We start from the raw sequence: 19,971 nt of genomic DNA, 5'->3' as shown, positions 1-19,971 counted from the left end.
CGGCAATAAATACCGGGAACGCGGTTCGGTCGTCAGTAGACGTCCCGGCAATAGCGACCCTGTTCCGTCAGTGTCTGTAGACAGTGCTCCCCCAGCAGGGCCTTCAGCGTATCGTCGACCCCCTTGGCCATGCCCTCAAGGCTCCCACACACATAGATGGCTGCGCCTTCGATGAGCCACCGGTGGAGTTCATCTTTCGCGTAGCGAAGACGGTCCTGCACGTAGATCGTTTCTGCCTGATCCTGGGAAAACGCCAGGTCCATGCGGGCAATATCCCCACGCGCCAACCAGCGCTTAAGCTCGGCAGAACAATGAAAATCGTGCTGTTCGTTACGCTCGCCATACAGCAGCCAGTTGCGCAGTTCACCTTTGGCAATTCGTGCCTTGAGTAGCGCCCTCAGTCCGGCGAGCCCGGTTCCGTTGCCAATGAAAATCACGGGCAACGGCTGGCTTGGCTGATGAAAATGCCGATTACGGCGCACGCGCAACCTGACCTCTCCCCCCATCGCCACCTGCTCGGTCAACCATCCCGAACACAACCCCAGACGTCCATCAGGATGCAACGTCTGACGCACCATCAATTGCAGGCACCCGTCTTCAGGCACAGAGGCAATGGAGTATTCGCGCACGGTTAATGGCAACAGCGAGTCGATGAGTGATTGCCCACCCAGGCTCGCGGCGGGAGTAGGACTGGAGGGCAACCCGTACCCCATCAGGGCATCAGAAAGCGGTGTGACCTTCTCGCCGACCGTCACTTGAGTGCCTGGGTCGATCCCGACGACGGAAAGAAAGTCGCTCACGGCGGCTTGCGAATTTCGCGGATGAATTTCGACCAGGTCACCTGCTTCCCAGCGTGTTCCGGTCGTCGACGTCAAGTCCAGGAGAAACACCTTGGAACCGACGCTACCGACGTTCAGGCATTCCCGTCGGCTCAGTGTCCAGCGCTCATCCTCGGGCATGTCCCAACACGTGAGCGCTGTGGTGCCCGTCAGTGCTTCCAACTGCTGCTGCCAACTGCGTAGCGCGACGGCGTCTCCTTTATCCACTTCAATCATCGGAAAAAGAGCATTGGCTCCGTTGGCGGCAAGCCAGTCATATAAGCGTCGTCCGAAGCCGCAGAAATTCAGGTACTGCCGATCTCCCAACCCCAGTACGGCGTAATCGAGCCGTTGCAACGCAACCTGTCGACGTAAAAACCTCCTCTCGAATGCACGAGCACCGTCCGGCGCTTCCCCATCACCAAACGTGCTGACGATAAATAACGCCTTGCGCGTTCGAACAAGATCCTGCTCGGTCATCTTCGCCAGGCGTTTGACCCGCACGGTCAAACCGGCCGACTCCAGGTGCGCAGCCGTCTGCCATGCGAGTTGCTCGGCATGCCCGCTCTGGCTGGCAAACCCGATCAGCCACTCGGGGCTCTGATTATCGCGTTCATCTCCGGCCTCGGACACCTCGCCCCGCACAGCCCGAACATCGCGTTTTTTGCGGCGTCGATCCAGATAGAGCAACCAGCCTGTAATGAAAAACAGCGGCATCAGCAGGCCAGCGATCGTGATGATCACTCGGCCCATCCAGCCAAAATAGCTACCCGTATGCACCGAATAATTACTGATCAATAACTGAGAACCCAATCCCTTGTCGGCGTAGCGCGACGCCGCCAGCACTTCACCGCTACGGGGGTCGAGGACGAGTTGGTTCAACGCACGGGGATGAGGAGAGTCCTTTAGCAAATAAAAAACGAGTACAGGCGTTCCGGCCGTGCTGGGCAAACGAAGGTTGTAAGCCTTGAGCTCAGGGCCGGCGGTGCGTTTGATGGACTCCCAGATGGCACCGTAGTCCACAGTGGCAGGGGCTCGCGAGGCTGGGGCCGATGCGCTGGCAGCATCAACTGCAGGCTTTGGCGCGGGCGCTTTACGCGGTTGCTCCATCGCCTGTGGCGGGTCACCGATGAGCCAGGTGAGCCCCTGATTGAACCAGGCATAGGAGAAATTCAGCCCTGTTACCGCCTGCGACAAATAGACGACGAGGCACCACGTGGCAATGACGGAATGCACACTCCAATTAAAACTGCGTCCCACTTTTTTCCAGTCCGGCACCAGCCATACGCGCCAGTTCCACACCTGACGTGGCCAACGCAGGTACAGCCCGGAGAGACAGAAAAACACGAGAATCATCGCGCACGCAGCCGTCACCTGCTTGCCGTACCCCCCTGCACCCAGATAGCGGTGTACATCCAGAACAAATCTGAAAAAATCCTGGCCGACAGTATCGGGTTTAAGCTCGCCAGTGTACGGGTCGAAATTGTTCAAGACGGCTTGCGATTGGCCCGCTGCCGCCAGGCTCCAGACCTGAGCCGCCTTGTGACCACCCACCTCGATTTGCAGCGTCGAAACAACGGCACGGGTTTGCCTTTCAAGTTGCTGCACCAACTCTGCCAGTGGCATCTGTTGCTCACGCGGCTGCACGGCAAGCCGATTAGCATTTAGCGTGTCCAGTATTTCTTCCTGATAGGAATACAGCGCCCCCGTAGTCCCCATGATGGCCAACACCAGTCCCGCTGTTATTCCAAAGAACCAGTGCAGTTGAAACAGGACCTTCTTCAGCACCCTTGAACCCCTTGGAATATTTGGCGACAGCTCAGACTGAGACCACGCTGATGCCTACCCAACGGGGCCGGCGAGGCTGCTCACAAGGACGACCTTTCTGATCGTGGTCGTGAAGGTGTCACGTGTGGTTTTTAACGCTTGAAGGCGGCGCGCAACCACGGAAAAAATCTCGCAAGCCGACCTAAAATGCATCGCGAACGGATCGAAAAAAAGCACCAATAAACGACTAAACGCCTGTACCACGCGCAAACATGTCGTTCGCCGAGTGACGCGCTATTTCTATGACTCAAGGCATGGAACCTTGCCTGCCAATTGCCCACTCAGCCGTCACAGAGCCCTGCCCGCCCAAGGGGGTTGGCAGTTTGTTTCCTCATCGACAGGTCTAGAACATGACGCCAATCAACTCGCTTATCCGCACGACGCCACTGGAACTTTCCACTACCCAGCACGCCTCCACCTCAAGTGGCCAGCCAAGCCAAGAGCGCTCAGTAGGAAGTGGCAACTCGGCGGTTTCATTCGCCTCTCAGCCCCAAAACTCACACGTGGATTTTGGCGCTCGAAGCCCTGCTCTTCAGCAACAGAACAACGTCAACAGCGGTATCGCAAATCAGGGGGATCCGCTGGCTCAACTGGTCACGCTGATTCAGGAAATGCTTCAGCGACTGCAGGCACTCATGCAAGGCGGCCCGGTTTCAGCCGATACATCTGCGGGTCATACGGCTCCCCGCAGCAATCCGGCGACAAACGCAGGCCACGACTCAGTGAGTAACGAGCCATCCGGTGCCAGTCCGACACAGGCCAGCAAGGGAGGTAGAGGCAACCCGGCAAGCGGCAACTTCTCCGAACACGCACTCGGCAATCAACTGAGTGTGCAGAAATCACCGGAAGATCGCATCGGCATGGCCAAGGACCCGGAGCGAGGCGACGTCATCAAGGTCGATTTCAATAAGGGCCATTACACCGAACACTCGACCAGCCCCCGAGCAGAAATCAAGGACGGCACCAAGCTCCAGGAAGGGCAGCCGTACAGTTTCAAATTTGGCATGAAGCGTGAAGCGAACAACGACGGGACGTTCTTTCAGGTGCTGGACCACAACAATGCCAAGCCCAGCCCACGTGCCTGGTTAGCCACCAAAGACGGGCAATACCAACTGCATCTCAAGACCAGCGAGGACAGCAATGCCCCCTCGAAAGTGTTCAACATTGGCAAACCTGGAGACGCCGCAAAAGACGTCGGCAAGTGGGCCGATTTTCAGATCGATTTCAAGCGTGGTATCGGGAATGGCGAGATTTCAGTAACGAAAAATGGCGAGAGTGTCTTCGACAAAAAAGGCATCTCGACCATGTTCGATACCCACAGCAGCGATTCATACGCCAAGTTCGGTCAGTATCGCAACGAGGGCGATCACAACCCGGCGACCAGTCTGTTTTCGGGTTTCAGTGTAGCTAAAGGCTAGAGCCCATCAGCCCGGGTGCAGCTGTACACCGAGGTATGGGAGTGTGCTGCACCGTGGGACTTCAGCCATTCCGGTGTATCAGCATGGTTGAGTTGTCAGGTTCTGCTGGCGCTTCGCAACAGATCGTAGGCAAGGTGGAGCGCCACCCCGGCGCTCCACCTTGCCTACGGCCAGGATCAAAGGCCGGAAACGGCTTACATCAGCGTGTACAACAACACGATGTTCACCACCAACATCGCCAGCGCCGTCGGTATCTGCGCCTTGATCACCGCGTATTTGTCAGGCAATTCCAGCAAGGCCGCCGGGATGAGGTTGTAGTTCGCAGCCATGGGCGTCATCAGCGTGCCGCAGTAGCCGGAGAACATGCCGATGGCCGCCATCACCGCCGGATTCGCGCCGTACATGCCCACCAGCACCGGCACGCCGATGCCGCCGGTCATCACCGGAAACGCTGCGAAGCCGTTGCCCATGACAATCGTGAACAGCGCCATGCCCAACACGTAGACCATCACCGCCATCAGGCGGAAATCCAGGTTGATGTAGGCCGTCGCCAGGTGCGCCACCGCCTTGCCAACCCCCGCATCGTTGAACACCAGCCCCAGCATCGCCAGCATTTGCGGCAACACCAGCGCCCAGCCTAACGCTTCGGTCAGACGCCGGGATTCGCGCATCGCCTGCACCGGGGTGTCGCGGGTCAGCCAGCACGCCAAGGCCAGCGCCACCAGACTGCCGATACCCAGCGAAACAAAGGTGCTGTTAGCCGGATCGAGCAAGTACAGATCGCCGAACTTGACGTTCTTCAGCACGACAGCGCCGATCACCGTCACCAGCGGAATCGCCAGCGCCGGAATGAACAGCTTGTTCTTCAGGCGCCCTGCACTCTCCCGCCGCGCCTTGTCCGGCAGGTTGTCGTGCTGACCGAAGCCGACGCCGCCGAAACCCGCGATGAGCGCCATCACCACCACGCCTACGCCAACCCACACGGGCGGCAAACGATCACCGATCAAAAACGCAATCGCGAACAGCCCCCAGAACAGCCCGGTGGTCCAGCGCTTGGGGTTGCTGCGGTCAGTGACGGTCATGAACGCGGTGATCGCCAGAATCACACCGGCCAGCCAGTACAGGTATTGAATGGAGAGGATCATGGCGTCACCTCCTGAGCGACCGGCGATGTCTGCGGCAATGCCTTGAGTTCGCGACTGAGGCGCTGATCGAAACGGTGCAGGCGAATGGCGTGAATCACAAAGGCACAAATCGCCGTCGGAATGCCCCATACCGCGATGTGCATTGGATCGACGTCGATCCCTGAGCCTTGAAGAAAGGTGTGCATCAGGGCGATGGCGCCGAAGGCGACGAAGATGTCCTCGCCAAAGAACAGCCCGACGTTATCGGTGGCCGCGCACAGGGCCAGCAACTTGATACGCAAGGCCTCGGGTAACTTGCCGAAGCGCGATTCAGCGGCGCCTTCGGCCATTGGCGCGAGCAGCGGACGCACCATCTGCGGATGCCCGCCAAGGCTGGTCAGGCCCAGTGCCGCCGTGGTTTCGCGCACGAACAGGTAAGCGATCAGCAGGCGTCCGGCGGTGGCGCGGGTGAAGCGCGCGATCCAGTTCTGGGCGTGTAATCGCAGGCCGTGGCGTTCCAGCAGACCAATGACAGCCAGTGGCAGCAGGATGATCAGCGGCAAAGCGCGGGTCTTGATGAAGCCGGTGCCGATGGTCGCCAGCACGGTTTCCAGCGGCATGCTCGCCGCCAGGCCCGTGGCCAGCGCCGCGAGGGCGACCACCAGCATCGGGTTGAAACGCAGGACGAAGCCCAGAACGATGACCAGCACGCCCAGCAGCGGCCAGAGGTTGATAGCGGTTTGCATGATGGGAATCTCGATGTTGTGACTCGGAAGAACAGCCGACGCGAACCTGTAGCAGCCCGGCTTGTGGTGCTGCTACAGCGGTGTGCCGGTACAAGGGCGTGCGACTCACCACAGGGGCAGCGTGTAACTCACGATCAGCCGGTTTTCGTCCAGGTCATTGCCGAAGTTCGAACGCACGGTCGCGTTGCGCCATTTCACGCCCAGGTTCTTCAACACACCGCTCTGAATCACGTAGCCGATGTCCATGTTGCGCTCCCACTCTTTGCCTTCGCCGCCTGCCGCACGTTCGACGTTGTCACCGGACACGTAGCGGGTCATGAACGTCAGGCCCGGCAGCCCCAGCGCTGTGAAGTCGTAGTCATATCGCGCCTGCCACGAGCGCTCCTTGGCGTTGGCGAAATCGCCGATCTGGATGAAGTTGACCAGGTAAGGATCGCTGCCCGTGATGTAGGGAAACGGATCGCTCCCGGTCATCCGCTGGTAGCCGAGGCCAAACGCCTGAGCGCCGACCTTGTAGGTGAACATCGAACCCAAGGCCTTGTTGTCCAGGTCGCGAAAGTTGCCGTCTTCGCGACTGCTGGCGTAGCGGATGTCGGACTTCAAACTCTGCCCCACGCCCAACGGCAGCACGTGCACCAACCCGCCGTAATACTGCTGATAAACGTTTTCCAGCTGGCCGTAATGGGCACTCAACGCCAGTTGCGGGGTGACCTGATAGTCGCCGCCGCCGAAGTTGAAATCGTTGCTGGTGCCGCCGATGCGATTGGCGCTCATCTCGGTGAAGTCCGAGGAGCTGTTGGCCTTGATGCGGTCGATGTGCCCGCCGGTGAAGGTGAAGTTGTTCAGGTCCTTCGAAGTCAACAGCCCGCCGCGAAAGGTCTGGGGCAACAGGCGGGTGTCGTTGGAATTGATCACCGGGTCCTTGAAGAACAGCGAGCCGACTTTCAGCTCCGTCTTCGACACCTTCATTTTTGCGGTCAGGCCGAGCTTGGCGTAGTCATCTTGCGAGCCGCCGGACGACAGGTCAGCGGGCAGCAACCCGGTGCCCGCCGTGCCGTCGCCCGAATCCAGCTTCAACCCCACCATGCCCAGCGCATCCAGGCCGAAGCCGACGGTGCCGGGGGTGTAGCCCGACTGCAGACGCAGCAGGAACCCCTGCGCCCATTCCTCGGCCTTGTCCCGAGCGCCGGTCTGTCGAAAATCGCGGTTGAAGTAAAAGTTGCGGGCTTCGAGCTCGCCTTTGCTGTCGCCGAAAAAATCGGCGTGTGCGGTCAATCCGTAAGTCAGCGTCGCGCCGCCAACGAGCAACGCACAGACGTATTTTTGGTTGTTATGTGTCATTGAAGCCTCTTCCCATGAGCGCGCAGCGGTAACGACCGACTGCTGGCAGAGCGCAGCTGATGAATGAGGTCGGGCATTGAAACACCCCGACCCTGAAGGCTGGACGCGTGAGTCGGGGCGAAGTGATTCGGCCCCGGCGTCGTACCTTTCTCGTGTCGGCGGTCATCTTTCGGCAGGCTGGCGCGTGGCGTCCAACGGGAAAAAACCGCTATGCCTCATAAAAATTTCTGTTGGGGCAGTGGCATGTAACCTGCTGACCGTACGAGGCACCTGTCGCAGATGACGAAGGTAAAAGCCGCCTTCGACTGCCCGCGCCGCCGCTCAATCGCTCAAGGAAATCGCTCGGTGAATCTCAAGTTTCTGGAAACCTTCGTCTGGGTCGCACGGCTGAAAAGCTTTCGCCTGACCGCCGAAAAACTCTTCAGCACCCAAGCCTCCATTTCCAGCCGGATCGCGGCCCTGGAGGACGAAATGGGCGTGCGATTGTTCGTGCGGGACTCGAAGGGCGTGTCGCTGACGTCCGAAGGATTGCGGGTGCTGGAATACGCCGAGCACATCATGGACACCCTGCAAACCATGAAGGCGGCGATCAAGGACCCGAGCCAGGTGCGGGGCCGAATCCGCATCGGCGCGATGGATACGGTGATACACACCTGGCTCAGTCCGTTGGTAACACGCCTGATGAAGTGTTACCCGAATCTGGAAATCGAGCTGACCGCCGAGACGGCGAGCAACCTGTGTTCGCAGTTGGAAAAGGGCTACCAGGACATCATTTTCCAGACCGACATCCTGCGCTTCGACAGCGTGCGCAACGCGATGCTGGCGCGCTATCCGCTGCACTGGGTGGTGCCGACCGGCTCGCCGCTGGACCGGCCGGACGTGACGCTGGAAGAGATCGCGCAGGAGCGGATCGTCACGTTTTCGCGCAACTCGCGGCCCCACCAGGACATCCTCAACATGCTGCACATGGCGAACATCATCACCCCGCGCATCAACTGCGTGAACTCGGCCTCGGCCATCACCCGACTGGTGCGCGATGGGTTCGGTATTGGTGCATTACCGGTCACCCTGGTGCGCGGGGAACTGGCGCAGGGCGTGTTGACCCAGATCGAAAACGTGCCCTTGCCGCCAGTGATGGACATCGTCGCAAGCTGGCGCACGGGTGCCGGGATGGAACTGGTGGAGGACATCGTCGGGCTGACGCGGGAGGTGGTGAATGAATACGCGCAGGAAATGCCGGAGGGGTTTGTGTTGGGGGCGGGTGAGGATTGAAGGTTGTTGCTGCCTGCTGCCTGCTGTCTGATATCCATCCCTGTAGGAGTGAGCTTGCTCGCGATGAACGGTGCAACATCCCAATGTGTATCGATGCCACATCCCTCATCGCGAGCAAGCTCACTCCTACAAAGGACTGCGCTTCAGCACAGACAGTGATGGACATCGTTGCAAGCTGGCGAACCGGCGCCGGGATGGAACTGGTGGAGGACATCGTCGGGCTGACGCGGGAGGTGGTGAATGAATACGCGCAGGAAATGCCGGAGGGGTTTGTGTTGGAGGCGGGTGAGGATTGAAGGTTGTTGCTGCCTGCTGCCTGCTGTCCGATATCCATCCCTGTAGGAGTGAGCTTGCTCGCGATGAACGGTGCAACATCCCAATGTGTATCGATGCCACATCCCTCATCGCGAGCAAGCTCACTCCTACAAAGGACTGCGCTTCAGCACAGAATCGGGGGCGTGAAGAAGATCTTCCGCCACACGAAGACTCACAAACGAATCTGGATCACCGGTGACTGATTCGCCTCAATCATTACGTCAAAAACGGCATCACCTCAGCCATCAGCGTTTCCGGAATTTCTTCCGCCAGATAATGCCCACCCGGCAACGCCCTGCCCCTCACGTTGGTCGCGACCTGCTGCCATTCTTTCAGCGGGTCGAAGCATTTGCCCACGGTGCCTTCCGCCCCCCACAGCACCTGCAGCGGCAATTGCAGATGATGACCTGCGTCGAGGTCGGCGCGGTCGTGCTCCAGGTCGATGGTGGCACTGGCGCGGTAATCCTCACAAACCCCACGTGCGGTGCCCGGTAGCTTGGCGCAGCGCACGTATTCGGCGAACGCTTCATCGGTGAACGGCGTCAACCCGGCGCTGCGGCTGCCCATGACACTGCGCAGGTACTGCTCTGGATCGGCTTCCAACAACGTTTCCGGCAACGGCGCCGGGCGGATCAGGAAGAACCAGTGCCAGTACGCCCGGGCGAAGGCTTCGTTGGTCTGGCTGTACATCGCCAACGTGGGTGCGATGTCGAGCAACGTCATGCGGGTGACGGCATCGGTATGATCCAGCGCCAGTCGATGCGCCACGCGAGCACCCCGGTCGTGGGCCAGAATCGAGAACCTCGGCAGCCCGAGTTCGCGCATCAACGCCACCATGTCGCGGCCCATCTCCCGTTTGGAATAGCTGGAATGGTCATCCGTCGCGAGGGGTTTGCCGCTGTCGCCGTAACCGCGCAAATCGGCCGCGACCACGGTGAAACGCTGACTCAGCCGCTCGACGATTTTGTGCCAAATGACATGGGTTTGCGGGTGCCCGTGCAACAACAGCAACCCCGGCCCGTTGCCACCGATGCGGTAGGCGATCTGCACACCATTGACCTGGCGCTGGTCTTTCTGGAATCCGGCGAACATGAATGACTCCTTGTGATTATTCCTGCTCATCCTAGATCGCTGAGCGGCCGGGGCAAGCCGCAAAACGTGGCAGCGGCGTTCATGAAGCGTGTTGCCAGCAAGGAGACCAATCGCCCGGGAATGGCGCGATTGGTCTCCTGATATCCCACCCCATTGGCTATTCGGCCCCGGCCAGTCTGGGCGTAACGTAGCACCACGTTCAACGACGTTTCTTACCTTTCCAACGGAGCACACGCACATGAACAAGCGCATCGCCTGGGGTCAAAAATCGCCGGAAGCCTACAAAGCCATGTCCGCGCTGGAAAACGCCGTGGTCAATTCGGGCCTTGAACATTCCCTGCTGGAACTGATCCGCCTGCGCGCTTCGCAGATCAACGGCTGCGCCTACTGCGTCAACCTGCACGCCAACGACGCCCGCAAGGCTGGCGAAACCGAAGCCCGCCTGCAAACCGTGACCGTCTGGGCCGAAACCAACTTCTTCACCGAAAAAGAAAAGGCCGTACTGGCCTGGACCGAGAGCCTGACCCAACTGTCGATCCACCACGCGCCGCAGCATCAGTACGAAGCGCTGCTAGAGCATTACAGCGAAAAAGAAGTCGCCAACATCACCCTGGCCATCGCCACCATCAATGCGTGGAACCGGTTTGGGGTTGGCTTTGCCATGACGCCTTGAAGCAGCGACGAGTTGTGAGCTGCAAGAGGGGCAGCGACGAGTTGTGAGCTGCAAGCTGCAAGAGGGCGGCGCGACGGCGATCATGGCTTCTGGTTTGAATCTCGTCGCTGCGACTTGAAGCAGCGACAAGCTTTAAGCCGCGAGCTGCAAGAAGTCGACGCAACGCCCGCTTGTAGCTTGTAGCTTGTAGCTTGTAGCTTGTAGCTCGAAGCTGACCGCCGCTACACCCGAAGGTAGCGACCGCTGATTGCCACCCCCAACAGCATGACCGCAATGATGAGGAACGCCACGCCGAGGCTGCTGAGGTGGGCGACGAAACCGATGCCCGCCGGCCCCATCAGAATGCCGATGTAACCAAGGGTCGTGATGGCCGGGACCGCGACGTTTTCCGGCATGGTCTTTTGCCGCCCCACCGCGCTGTAGAACACCGGCACGATATTGGAGCAGCCGATGCCCACCAATGCGTAACCGCACAATGCGGCCTGCCAATAGGGGAGCAACGTCGCCACAGCCATCCCGACCGCCGCGCACAGCCCGCCGAACAGAATAATCTTGTGCACGCCCAAGCGGCGCACGACGGGGTCGCCGCACAATCGGCCGATGGCCATGGCCAGGGCGAACACCGCGTAGCCGAACCCGGCGTAGGACGGTTCGACGCCCCGCTGGGCGCTGAGGAACACCGCGCTCCAGTCGAGCATCGCGCCTTCGGTGAGGAACACGGTGAAGCACATCAGGCCGATGAACAGCACGACGCCGTGGGGAATCGCGAACGCCGGACCGCCCGCTTCGCTGCCGTAACCGAGCATGTTCGGACCCGCCTTGTACAACGCCAAACCGATGAACAGCGCGACGAAGGTCATCGTCAGCCACGGCCAGACGCCCACGCTCAACAGCGCAGAAACGCCTGCCGCGCCGAGAATCCCCCCACAACTGAACAGCCCATGAAAGCCCGACATCATGGTCTTGCCGCTGGCCCGCTCGACGATGATCGCCTGAATGTTGGTGACGCACCCCAAGGCGCCCATGCTGGCGCCGTAGACGAACAGCGTCGCCACCATCAGCGGCACACTCGTGAGGGTCGCGAGCAAGGGAAGGCACAGGCAGGCGATGCTGCCGACCACGACGATGATGCGCCGACAGCCGTAACGCACGGTCATGGCGCCAGCCAGTGGCATGGAGAGAATCGAGCCGATGCCCAGGCACAACAGCAGCAGGCCCAGGCTCGCGTCGTCCAGACCCAGGCGGCTCTTGGCGTACGGCACCAGCGGCGCCCACGCGGAAATGCTGAACCCGGTGATGAAAAACGCCACCCGCGTGGAAAACTGTTCCAGCCGCCCAGGCACGACCGGTGCCGCAGTGCCGATGGAGGTCATTCGCCGCTCCCTTTGCAAACATGTCGGCCCGTCATGGGCCAACCAGACGAAAGCCTAACAAAGCACGGGCGAATGCCGAAGAAGGAATGTCGAGGGGTGATGCCTCAGGAATGCCTCAACCTGCAGATTGTGGCTTAGGCCGCCGACATTAGCGGTATCGCAGACAAAATACCGTGGGAGCCGGCTTGCTGGCGAATGCGTCGGGGCAGTCACGAAAGTATCGACTGACTGACCGCATTCGCCAGCAAGCCGGCTCCTACAGGTTCAACCGCGTACTCGTTACGCCTTCCAAGGCGACTGACGAATGATGTTGACGAAATTCAGCGGTTTGAACTTCGGATCTTCGTCTACCAGCACATCGGCGTTCACGGTGCCGAAGGTCGTATCTGGCTTATGGCGGAAGCCGTTAGCGAAGGCGCACAGGATGCATTCTTTGAACGCTTCACCACGCGGGTGGGCGTGGGTGACGACTTCGCGCTGCTGGTCGCTGAACTGGTCGTAGTTGATGCCCAGCACGTCCATTTCAACACCGGCCGTCACCAGTGCAACGTTCGGGCGCAGGTGCTCGGGAACGCCGGGCGTGGTGTGCAGCGCGATGGACAACCAGACCTGTTCCAGATCGCCTTCCGACAAACCGAACGGCCTGGCGAACGCACGGGCTGCGTTGGCACTGTCCACTTCGAAACGCAGGTCCGGGCTGCTGTGTTTTTTCACCAGGCCCAGGTCATGGAACATCGCGCCGACGTACAACTGCTCGGCGTCGTACTTGAGGCCTTTGCGCTCGCCGGTCAACGCGCCCCACAGAAACACCCGACGGCTGTGGTTGAACAGCAGGTCGTCTTCTTCATCACGGATGTATTCGGTGGTGGCGCGGGCCAGGGCGCTATCCGGGATTTTGATACCGGCGATTTCTTGGGTCATGGGGGTCGTCCTCAGTCAGCGGCGCCGGTGTGGCGCGTTGAGGACAATTCTCCGGGACCGTGGATTTCGCCTCAACGAGCGCACGGTCTCGTTCTCTGCCAAAGGTGCATCGTTTACTGCCAGCGGACCTTGGGTTTACCAGAATGCGAGCGAACGGCGGTCGGGGGTTCGGCTAGACTGTGCGCCGCTTCCTGCAAGCGGGCCATCAGAGCTTGGCACGGGTTGCGCGTCCAAACCCTGTCCTTTTGAACCGAACCAAGGAGCCCCTGTGTACAAGGGTGTTGCGTTATCGGTCATGGCCTCCTGCCTCTTCGCGGTCATGTACTACTACACCTCATTGCTGAAACCTTTGAGTGGAGAAGAAATATTCGGTTGGCGCATGCTGCTGACCCTGCCTTGCGTCACGGTGTTCATGCTGTCCAGCGGCGACTGGAAACTGGTGCGCGCCATGACGAACCGCATCCGCCAGACCCCGGCCTTGCTGGGCGCGATGATGCTGTCCGCCGCGCTGATGGGCGTGCAGCTGTGGCTGTTTCTGTGGGCGCCGCTGCATGGGCGCAGTCTGGAGGTGTCGCTGGGGTATTTCCTGCTGCCGCTGACGATGATTCTCACGGGCCGCGTTGTCTATGGCGAGCGGCTGTCCTACTTCCAGAAAATCGCCGCCGCGTGCGCGATGGTGGGTGTCGGCAACGAGCTGATCCGCTTGGGGAGTTTTTCCTGGGAAACCCTGCTCGTGTGTGGCGGTTACCCGATCTACTTCGTGCTGCGGCGCAAGCTCAAGACCGACAACCTTGGCGGGCTGTGGTGGGACATGCTGCTGATCCTGCCGGTGGCGGTGCTGTTCATCTGCCAGGGCAATCCGGGGGTGGTCGAGGAATTTCCGCGCTTCTATGTGCTGATCCCGATCCTCGGGGCGATCAGTGCCTCGGCGCTGGTCAGCTATTTGCTCGCGAGCCGCCTGCTGGCGTTCAGCGTGTTCGGGCTGTTGAGCTACGTCGAACCGGTGTTGCTGGTGGGCGTGGCGCTGCTGCTGGGTGAAAGCATCGGCCGGGATGAATGGATGACCTACCTGCCGATCTGGCTCGGGGTGATGGTGCTGATGGGCGAAGGCGCCAAGCATGTGCTGGTGCAGCGGCGGCGGAATAACGTCTGATCGCCGAATCTGCGGCTCCACCTCGGGTCACCTGATCTCGAGGTGGACGCAGATCTAACTGTGGGAGCGAATTCATTCGCGATGGGTTCGGTACAGCCAATAGAGATGTATCGTCTGATCATCCGCATCGCGAATGAATTCGCTCCCACAGGGATCCCACCGCGCCAACGATGTTTGGTCCCGCTCAACGCCCAAACCGCGCCAGTTGCATCTCCTGCAACCGGCTCAACGTCCGGCGAAAGGCAAACGCCAGATAACCCTCGGTGTACAGGTCCTGCATCGGCATCGCTGCTTCCACATACAGCGGCACCTTGCGGTCGTAGCACTCGTCCACCAAGGCAATGAAGCGACGCACGCCATCATCGTAAGGTGACAACTGCGGCAGTTCGCGGTCCCCCGCCACCACTTGCTCAACGCCATCCTCGGTGCCCCGAGCAATCCGCCCTTCCCGCTGCGGCGCGCTCAACGCAGGCACTTCGCTCACCAGCACGGCGGTGTAGCGGTCGCACAATTCGATGAAGTCCATCGCCGCCAACGGCTGTTCGCACAGGTCTTTGTAACGGCACCAGACCACGGTCTTGCTGCTGCGCACCACGGCCAGATGTCGCCGCCCCAATGGCACGGGCCGGATCGACACCAGCTCGCCGCTGCTCAGGGTGTCGAAGACTTCCACCAACGCGCTCGGCCCCGATTCGGGCGTCACCCAGTACCGCTGCTGCGCCTGGCCGGGGTGCAGGCGATGGTCTTCGCCACCGTCCACTGACACCACTGTCATGAAGTGATTGATCGCCGTGATCGCCGGCACGAACCGTTCGCGGTTGTGCCCGGTGGCGTACAGCTGCTCGGGCAACTGGTTGGAGGTGCAGACCAGCACCACGCCTTCGTCGAACATCGCCCGCAGCAACCCGCCGAGGATCACCGCATCGCCGATGTCATTGACGAAGAGTTCGTCGAAGCACAGCACCCGCACGTCCTGCCGCAGTTCGCGGGCCAGCACATTGAGGGGATGAGGCACGCCGGTCAGCTGGAACAGCCGCTGATGGACCCAACGCATGAAGTGATGAAAATGCTGGCGTCGGGCGGGCACGGTCAGGCCGTCGAAAAACCGGTCCATGAGCCAGGTCTTGCCGCGCCCCACCGGCCCCCACAGGTACACGCCCTTGAGCGCGTCGCGAGGGCCACTGTCACGCAGCGCCTGCCAGCACGCCTGCAATTGCTGCGCGGCCTGGCGCTGGGCCTCGTCCGGCTGAAAATCCTGTGTGTCGACCGCCTGCTGCCAGGCATCCAGTGGGGAAAGCGCACTCATCGAAACCGGTCACCTCGGGCTGGAGGATGGATCGTGGCGCTTGGAGTACGACGCCCCCAACAGGTAGAAACAGCCACCCGCCACGATGAAGCCCGCCAGCATATAGAACATGAACGCCGGTGGCTGCGCCGCCAGGGCAAAACCACACAGCACCGGCCCGAGCGCGCCGCCGAGGTTGGACAGGTTCTGCGCGCCGTAATACATCCCGCGCAAATGCGTCGGGGCGATACGGTCGATGAACATGTATTCGGCCGGGAAGACGATGATCTCGCCAAGGGTGAACACGGCCACGGCCAGCGACCAGTGCAGCACGGTGCTCGACATCGCGAAACCCACCACCCCCATCAGGAACAGGCTGAAACCCGCTGTCAGCCACTGATTCAGATGCTGATGGCTGATGTGTTTGCCGACGAAATACTGCAGGCAGATCACCACCGCCGCATTCACCGCCACGACAGAGCTGATGACGCTGTAGGTGAATTCCGGGGTGCTTGTGGTCACCAGGTACTGCGAGATGTAGGCCGTGAACTGACCGAACACCACCGCGCTGAGCACGCCGCCCACCGTGAAGCAGACCAGCCGATAATCCTTGAGCAGAATCTGCCCCACGGCGAGGAACGAGATGGGCGCGTTGGCAGGGTCCGCCGAACTGAGCTTGCGGTCACCGTACATCGCGTACACCACAAAAAAGCCCAACCCCAACGCCGCCGACATCAGGAACGGCAACTTCATGTTCCAGTGCGCCAGCCCCGCGCCAATGAACGGGCCGACCGCGTAGCCGATGTTGATCAGCGTGTAGCGCACCGAAAACACCTTGCTCTGCTCCGCCACCGGCAGCAGCTTGCCGAACGCGGCCTTGACCACGATGTCGATCACCGAATAGGCGAAATTGAACGACACCAGAAACAGAAAGAACAGCCACAACCGGCCCGTCAGGCACATGCCGATGAAACCGACAAAGAAGAACCCGGTGAAACACAGGATCAGCTTGTAGCTCGACAGTTTGTCGGTGAGGTAGCCGCCATACAGGCTCAGCAGCGAGCCGACGATCAGCGCGCTGCCGACGATCATGCCGATGTCACTGATGCCAAGGGTGAAGTTGGAGGACAGATAAATCACCAGATACGGCAAGGTGATCGCCCTGCCCAGCGTCAGAAACAGCGACGACGACAGCAGGAGATTGACGGAGGCAGGGTAATGTCTGAGCGCGGCGAGCATTGGGGTGCTGTCCTTGGCAATGAGCGGTGTTCATTCAGGCCAAACATCGTTACACAATCCGGGTTGACTGGACACTGAGATAAATTCATTTGCCTCATGCACATGCCTGTTTCTGCCGAAGGCGTGGGAGTTGGCTTGCCTACGATCGGCCCGGGGTCGCGCCCGACCGAAGCGGCAGCAAACCCCGGCGACTCAATTAACCTGACACAACCAAGGTGGCTGATTTTACTGCCGCTTTGCGACAGATCGCAGGCAAGCCAGCTCCTACGGCCTCCCGCCAGAATCAAAAACAGTCAGACTCGCCGCGATCCCGCCTCTGCCGAAGCCCTCTATCATCGACCTCGCGCCTCACATTCCGTAACATCCCCACCCTTTGCGCCTTCTCTTTCAGGTAACCCATGAAACCCGCTCACCTGCGCGCCGACGTTCTTGCCGGCCTCACCACTTCGTTTGCCCTCGTTCCTGAGTGCATCGCCTTCGCCCTCGTCGCGCACCTCAACCCGCTGATGGGCCTGTACGGCGCGTTCATCATCTGCACTTTGACCGCCCTGTTCGGCGGCAGGCCGGGGATGGTGTCGGGGGCGGCGGGCTCGATGGCGGTGGTGATCGTCGCGCTGGTGGTGCAACACGGCGTGCAATACCTGCTGGCGACGGTGTTGCTGGGCGGGCTGGTGATGATCGCGTTCGGCCTGCTGCGGCTCGGCAAACTGGTGCGGATGGTGCCGTATCCGGTGATGCTCGGCTTCGTCAACGGCCTGGCCATCGTCATCGCCATGGCGCAGCTGGAGCACTTCAAGAGCGGCGAAAACTGGCTCAGCGGCACGCCGTTGTACCTGATGCTCGGCCTCGTCGCGCTGACCATGGCGGTCGTCTACCTGCTGCCGCGCCTGACCCGTTCGGTGCCCCCCGCCCTCGTCGCGATCCTCGGCGTCGGCTTGCTGGTTTACTTCTTCCACCTGCCAACCCGCACCCTCGGCGACATGGCCCACATTGCGGGCGGCCTGCCGAGCGTGGCTTTGCCGGACGTGCCGTGGAACCTGGAAACACTGGGCATCATCGCCCCTTACGCGATTCTCATGGCGCTGGTCGGCCTGCTGGAAACCCTGCTGACCCTCAACCTCACCGACGAAATCACCGAAAGCCGCGGTTACCCGGACCGCGAGTGCGTGGCGCTTGGCGTGGCGAACATTGCCTCGGGGGTGTGCGGCGGGATGGGTGGGTGCGCGATGATCGGCCAGACCGTGATCAACCTCAGCTCGGGAGGCCGAGGTCGTCTGTCCGGCATCGTCGCCGGGGTCATGATTCTGATGTTCGTGCTGTTTCTGTCGCCGCTGATCGAGCGCATTCCACTGGCGGCGCTGGTGGGCGTGATGTTCGTGGTGTCGCAGCAGACCTTCGCCTGGGCCTCGCTGCGGGTGCTGCGCAAGGTGCCGTTGAACGACGTGCTGGCGATCATCGCCGTGACCATCGTCACCGTGCTCACCGACCTGGCCACCGCCGTGCTGTTTGGCATCCTCATCGCGGCACTGAACTTCGCTTGGCAACAGGCCCGCGAGCTGTATGCCGACAGCCACACCGACGCCGACGGCAGCAAGCTGTACCAATTGCACGGCACGCTGTTCTTCGCCTCGACCACGACCTTTCTCAATCAATTTGACCCGGCACAAGACCCGGCCATCGCCACGCTGGATTGCCGCCATCTTCGCTTCGTCGACTACTCGGCGATTGCCGCGCTGATGACCCTGCGTGAACGCTACGAAAAAGCCGGGAAGCACCTGCGGGTGGTGCACTTGTCGGAGCGCTGCAAGAAGCTGCTCAAGCGTGCCGGTGTGCAGCACGCCTGATCGGCGCTAGAGAGGCTTTTGCCAGGTGAAGCGGTAGGTCTTGTCGGGGAGCGCCGCCTGGCACTGGCCGTTGTCGGCATCGGCCCCGACCAGAAACCATTCGGCGCGGGACATATCGCCCACGCTGCGGGCCTTCTGCGGCTCGTAGCAGCGCGACATAGCCTGCGCAGGCACCAGCGCAAAAGCGTTCGGATGGCTGCGCAGCCACATCACCGAATGCTCCAGCGGTTGCGCGTCCTTGAAGCCGAAGTGCACCAGTGGCTGCTGGGCGAAGACCCAATGCCCCTCCCGCCAATCCACCAGAACGAGGTCGGCATTCTGCGTCGCCATGGCCACCTCGCGCATCATGGTTTCGTGAGGATTGATGCCTTCGAGGCGAGGCTCGACAAAGCCGCGCACGCACCACGCGCACAACCACAGCACGGTCAGCGAGACGAACACTGTTCGGCCTTTGGGCCGCTTGCTGAACCAGGGGCGCAGCATCCACGGGATCAACGGCGCGCTGACCAGCACCAGCGCGGGCACCGCCGGGAAAATGTACAGCTTGCGCTTGCCGGTGCTGATGCTGAAAAACACCAGCACCAACGCCACCCAGCCCAGCAATACCAGCACCCGGCCGTCGTGCCGCAACAGCTGCTTGCGCCACGCGGGCACCAGCCACGGCAGCATGAACAGGATCGGAATCCAGTATTTGGGGATGACCTGAACGAAGAAGTACCAGAACGGCTCGCGATGATCCCAGGCGTTGGCGTAGCGACTCGCCGTTTGCTTGAACAGAATTTCCTGCGCATAGGCGACGCTGTCGGCGCTGCCTTGCGCGACGATCACCAGCAGCGGAACCAGCCACACAGCGATGGCCGCCAGAGCGACCAGCAACCCCAGCCACCATTTTTTGGTGCTGCCGGAGGGCATTGCGACCACCCCGCTCCAGCCTTTGCGCACCGCGTAGGCATAAGGAATCAGCATCAAGGCAGGCAGAAACCCCACCCCTTTGCTGATGATTCCGAACCCCATTGCCGCACAGGCGAGGTAATACCAGCGCCAGTCCGGCCCGAGCAGCAGGTGACGACACAGTCCATAAATGCCGAGCACCGTCCACAAGGCGAGAAAGCCATCGATCTGCCCGGTCTGCAGAATGCTGTAGCTCTGATAGGTGCAGAGAAACAGCAGCGCCGAAATCACCCCGACACGTCGCCCCCACAAGCGCCGCCCCAGGTCATACAGGCAGCCGGTGGTCACCGCCCCTGCGATCAGCGCGGGCAGGTACAACGCGACTTTCGGCAGATGGGTCAGCTGTACGAACAATGCCACCGTCCACATGAACAGCGGCGGTTTGTCGGCATAGATTTCTCCGGCACGGTGGGGAATGAACCAGGAGCCGTTCTGCAGCATCTCCAGCGCCACGCCGAGAAAACGCTCTTCATCGACGTTCAGCGGCTGGCGCCAACCGAGTCCTGCGCCCAACAGCAACACCGACAACACGACAAAAAACCACAACGCCAGGCGAGGGTTCGCCAATCGAATCCGCAC

General features: G+C 60.9%; 16 protein-coding genes. 6 read left to right on the top strand and 10 right to left on the bottom strand.

Going from position 1 to position 19,971, the window contains the following annotated elements; all coding sequences use genetic code 11:
* Nucleotides 1-32: 32 nt before the first annotated feature.
* Entirely contained in the window at nucleotides 33-2,603 is a 2,571-nt protein-coding gene (locus tag AAEO81_RS11605; RefSeq protein ID WP_341964521.1) for a sulfite reductase flavoprotein subunit alpha, read from the bottom strand.
* Between the two features lie 392 nt (nucleotides 2,604-2,995).
* Here AAEO81_RS11605 and AAEO81_RS11600 point away from each other — a divergent pair, with 392 nt between their 5' ends.
* Complete coding sequence (locus AAEO81_RS11600; protein ID WP_341963758.1) at nucleotides 2,996-4,063, top strand: heparin lyase I family protein; 1,068 nt, start codon at nucleotides 2,996-2,998, stop codon at nucleotides 4,061-4,063.
* Nucleotides 4,064-4,257: 194 nt separating this feature from the next.
* Here the strand turns inward: AAEO81_RS11600 and AAEO81_RS11595 are convergent, their stop codons facing one another.
* From AAEO81_RS11595 to AAEO81_RS11585, 3 genes are all read right to left on the bottom strand, one after another.
* Nucleotides 4,258-5,208 carry a DUF979 domain-containing protein gene (locus AAEO81_RS11595; protein ID WP_341963757.1) on the bottom strand — a complete coding sequence of 317 codons (951 nt, stop codon included), beginning with the start codon at nucleotides 5,206-5,208 and terminating at the stop codon, nucleotides 4,258-4,260.
* Nucleotides 5,205-5,933, bottom strand: coding sequence for a DUF969 domain-containing protein (locus tag AAEO81_RS11590; RefSeq protein WP_341963756.1), 729 nt, complete (start codon nucleotides 5,931-5,933; stop codon nucleotides 5,205-5,207). Before AAEO81_RS11590 ends, AAEO81_RS11595 begins: the two co-directional genes overlap by 4 nt.
* 105 nt (nucleotides 5,934-6,038) lie before the next feature.
* Entirely contained in the window at nucleotides 6,039-7,274 is a 1,236-nt protein-coding gene (locus AAEO81_RS11585; protein ID WP_341963755.1) for an OprD family porin, read from the bottom strand.
* A gap of 345 nt (nucleotides 7,275-7,619) precedes the next feature.
* On the opposite strand from AAEO81_RS11585, the gene AAEO81_RS11580 reads away from it, so the two are divergent.
* Both AAEO81_RS11580 and AAEO81_RS11575 read left to right on the top strand, forming a co-directional pair.
* Complete coding sequence (locus tag AAEO81_RS11580; RefSeq protein WP_341963754.1) at nucleotides 7,620-8,546, top strand: LysR family transcriptional regulator; 927 nt, start codon at nucleotides 7,620-7,622, stop codon at nucleotides 8,544-8,546.
* Between the two features lie 83 nt (nucleotides 8,547-8,629).
* Nucleotides 8,630-8,842, top strand: a complete 213-nt coding sequence (locus AAEO81_RS11575; RefSeq protein WP_341963753.1) for a hypothetical protein — start codon at nucleotides 8,630-8,632, stop codon at nucleotides 8,840-8,842.
* Nucleotides 8,843-9,077: 235 nt separating this feature from the next.
* Here the strand turns inward: AAEO81_RS11575 and AAEO81_RS11570 are convergent, their stop codons facing one another.
* On the bottom strand, nucleotides 9,078-9,953 hold the full coding sequence (locus tag AAEO81_RS11570; RefSeq protein ID WP_341963752.1) for an alpha/beta fold hydrolase: 876 nt from the start codon (nucleotides 9,951-9,953) through the stop codon (nucleotides 9,078-9,080).
* Between the two features lie 238 nt (nucleotides 9,954-10,191).
* Here AAEO81_RS11570 and AAEO81_RS11565 point away from each other — a divergent pair, with 238 nt between their 5' ends.
* On the top strand, nucleotides 10,192-10,626 hold the full coding sequence (locus AAEO81_RS11565) for a carboxymuconolactone decarboxylase family protein (RefSeq protein WP_166594990.1): 435 nt from the start codon (nucleotides 10,192-10,194) through the stop codon (nucleotides 10,624-10,626).
* 221 nt (nucleotides 10,627-10,847) lie between these two features.
* Here the strand turns inward: AAEO81_RS11565 and AAEO81_RS11560 are convergent, their stop codons facing one another.
* The gene (locus tag AAEO81_RS11560) at nucleotides 10,848-11,999 is read right to left on the bottom strand and encodes an MFS transporter (protein WP_341963751.1); all 1,152 of its coding nucleotides are present in this window, start codon (nucleotides 11,997-11,999) and stop codon (nucleotides 10,848-10,850) included.
* Nucleotides 12,000-12,278: 279 nt separating this feature from the next.
* Nucleotides 12,279-12,920, bottom strand: coding sequence for an HD domain-containing protein (locus tag AAEO81_RS11555; RefSeq protein ID WP_341963750.1), 642 nt, complete (start codon nucleotides 12,918-12,920; stop codon nucleotides 12,279-12,281).
* A gap of 268 nt (nucleotides 12,921-13,188) precedes the next feature.
* On the opposite strand from AAEO81_RS11555, the gene rarD reads away from it, so the two are divergent.
* Nucleotides 13,189-14,073, top strand: a complete 885-nt coding sequence (gene rarD, locus AAEO81_RS11550; protein ID WP_341963749.1) for an EamA family transporter RarD — start codon at nucleotides 13,189-13,191, stop codon at nucleotides 14,071-14,073.
* A gap of 184 nt (nucleotides 14,074-14,257) precedes the next feature.
* Here the strand turns inward: rarD and zapE are convergent, their stop codons facing one another.
* Nucleotides 14,258-15,379 carry a cell division protein ZapE gene (gene zapE, locus AAEO81_RS11545; RefSeq protein WP_341963748.1) on the bottom strand — a complete coding sequence of 374 codons (1,122 nt, stop codon included), beginning with the start codon at nucleotides 15,377-15,379 and terminating at the stop codon, nucleotides 14,258-14,260.
* Between the two features lie 9 nt (nucleotides 15,380-15,388).
* Nucleotides 15,389-16,597 (bottom strand): MFS transporter, encoded by a 1,209-nt coding sequence (locus AAEO81_RS11540; RefSeq protein ID WP_166594985.1) that lies wholly within the window; start codon nucleotides 16,595-16,597, stop codon nucleotides 15,389-15,391.
* A gap of 398 nt (nucleotides 16,598-16,995) precedes the next feature.
* On the opposite strand from AAEO81_RS11540, the gene AAEO81_RS11535 reads away from it, so the two are divergent.
* The gene (locus AAEO81_RS11535; RefSeq protein WP_341963747.1) at nucleotides 16,996-18,441 is read left to right on the top strand and encodes a SulP family inorganic anion transporter; all 1,446 of its coding nucleotides are present in this window, start codon (nucleotides 16,996-16,998) and stop codon (nucleotides 18,439-18,441) included.
* 6 nt (nucleotides 18,442-18,447) lie between these two features.
* Here AAEO81_RS11535 and AAEO81_RS11530 read toward each other — a convergent pair whose 3' ends face one another.
* Nucleotides 18,448-19,971 (bottom strand): glycosyltransferase family 39 protein, encoded by a 1,524-nt coding sequence (locus tag AAEO81_RS11530; protein WP_341963746.1) that lies wholly within the window; start codon nucleotides 19,969-19,971, stop codon nucleotides 18,448-18,450.

The organism is Pseudomonas sp. RC10 (assembly GCF_038397775.1).
Lineage (GTDB): Bacteria > Pseudomonadota > Gammaproteobacteria > Pseudomonadales > Pseudomonadaceae > Aquipseudomonas > Aquipseudomonas bambusae.
Note: the sequence above shows the minus strand (reverse complement) of the source record. Positions and strands in the feature narration are given on the sequence as shown.

Coding starts and splice junctions, on each gene's coding strand:
- AAEO81_RS11570 (WP_341963752.1), bottom strand. CDS start 9,953: ATGTTCGCCGGATTCCAGAAAGACCAGCGCCAGGTCAATGGTGTGCAG.
- AAEO81_RS11575 (WP_341963753.1), top strand. CDS start 8,630: ATGTGTATCGATGCCACATCCCTCATCGCGAGCAAGCTCACTCCTACA.
- zapE (WP_341963748.1), bottom strand. CDS start 15,379: ATGAGTGCGCTTTCCCCACTGGATGCCTGGCAGCAGGCGGTCGACACA.
- AAEO81_RS11595 (WP_341963757.1), bottom strand. CDS start 5,208: ATGATCCTCTCCATTCAATACCTGTACTGGCTGGCCGGTGTGATTCTG.
- AAEO81_RS11555 (WP_341963750.1), bottom strand. CDS start 12,920: ATGACCCAAGAAATCGCCGGTATCAAAATCCCGGATAGCGCCCTGGCC.
- AAEO81_RS11540 (WP_166594985.1), bottom strand. CDS start 16,597: ATGCTCGCCGCGCTCAGACATTACCCTGCCTCCGTCAATCTCCTGCTG.
- AAEO81_RS11590 (WP_341963756.1), bottom strand. CDS start 5,933: ATGCAAACCGCTATCAACCTCTGGCCGCTGCTGGGCGTGCTGGTCATC.
- AAEO81_RS11535 (WP_341963747.1), top strand. CDS start 16,996: ATGAAACCCGCTCACCTGCGCGCCGACGTTCTTGCCGGCCTCACCACT.
- AAEO81_RS11560 (WP_341963751.1), bottom strand. CDS start 11,999: ATGACCTCCATCGGCACTGCGGCACCGGTCGTGCCTGGGCGGCTGGAA.
- AAEO81_RS11600 (WP_341963758.1), top strand. CDS start 2,996: ATGACGCCAATCAACTCGCTTATCCGCACGACGCCACTGGAACTTTCC.
- AAEO81_RS11585 (WP_341963755.1), bottom strand. CDS start 7,274: ATGACACATAACAACCAAAAATACGTCTGTGCGTTGCTCGTTGGCGGC.
- AAEO81_RS11565 (WP_166594990.1), top strand. CDS start 10,192: ATGAACAAGCGCATCGCCTGGGGTCAAAAATCGCCGGAAGCCTACAAA.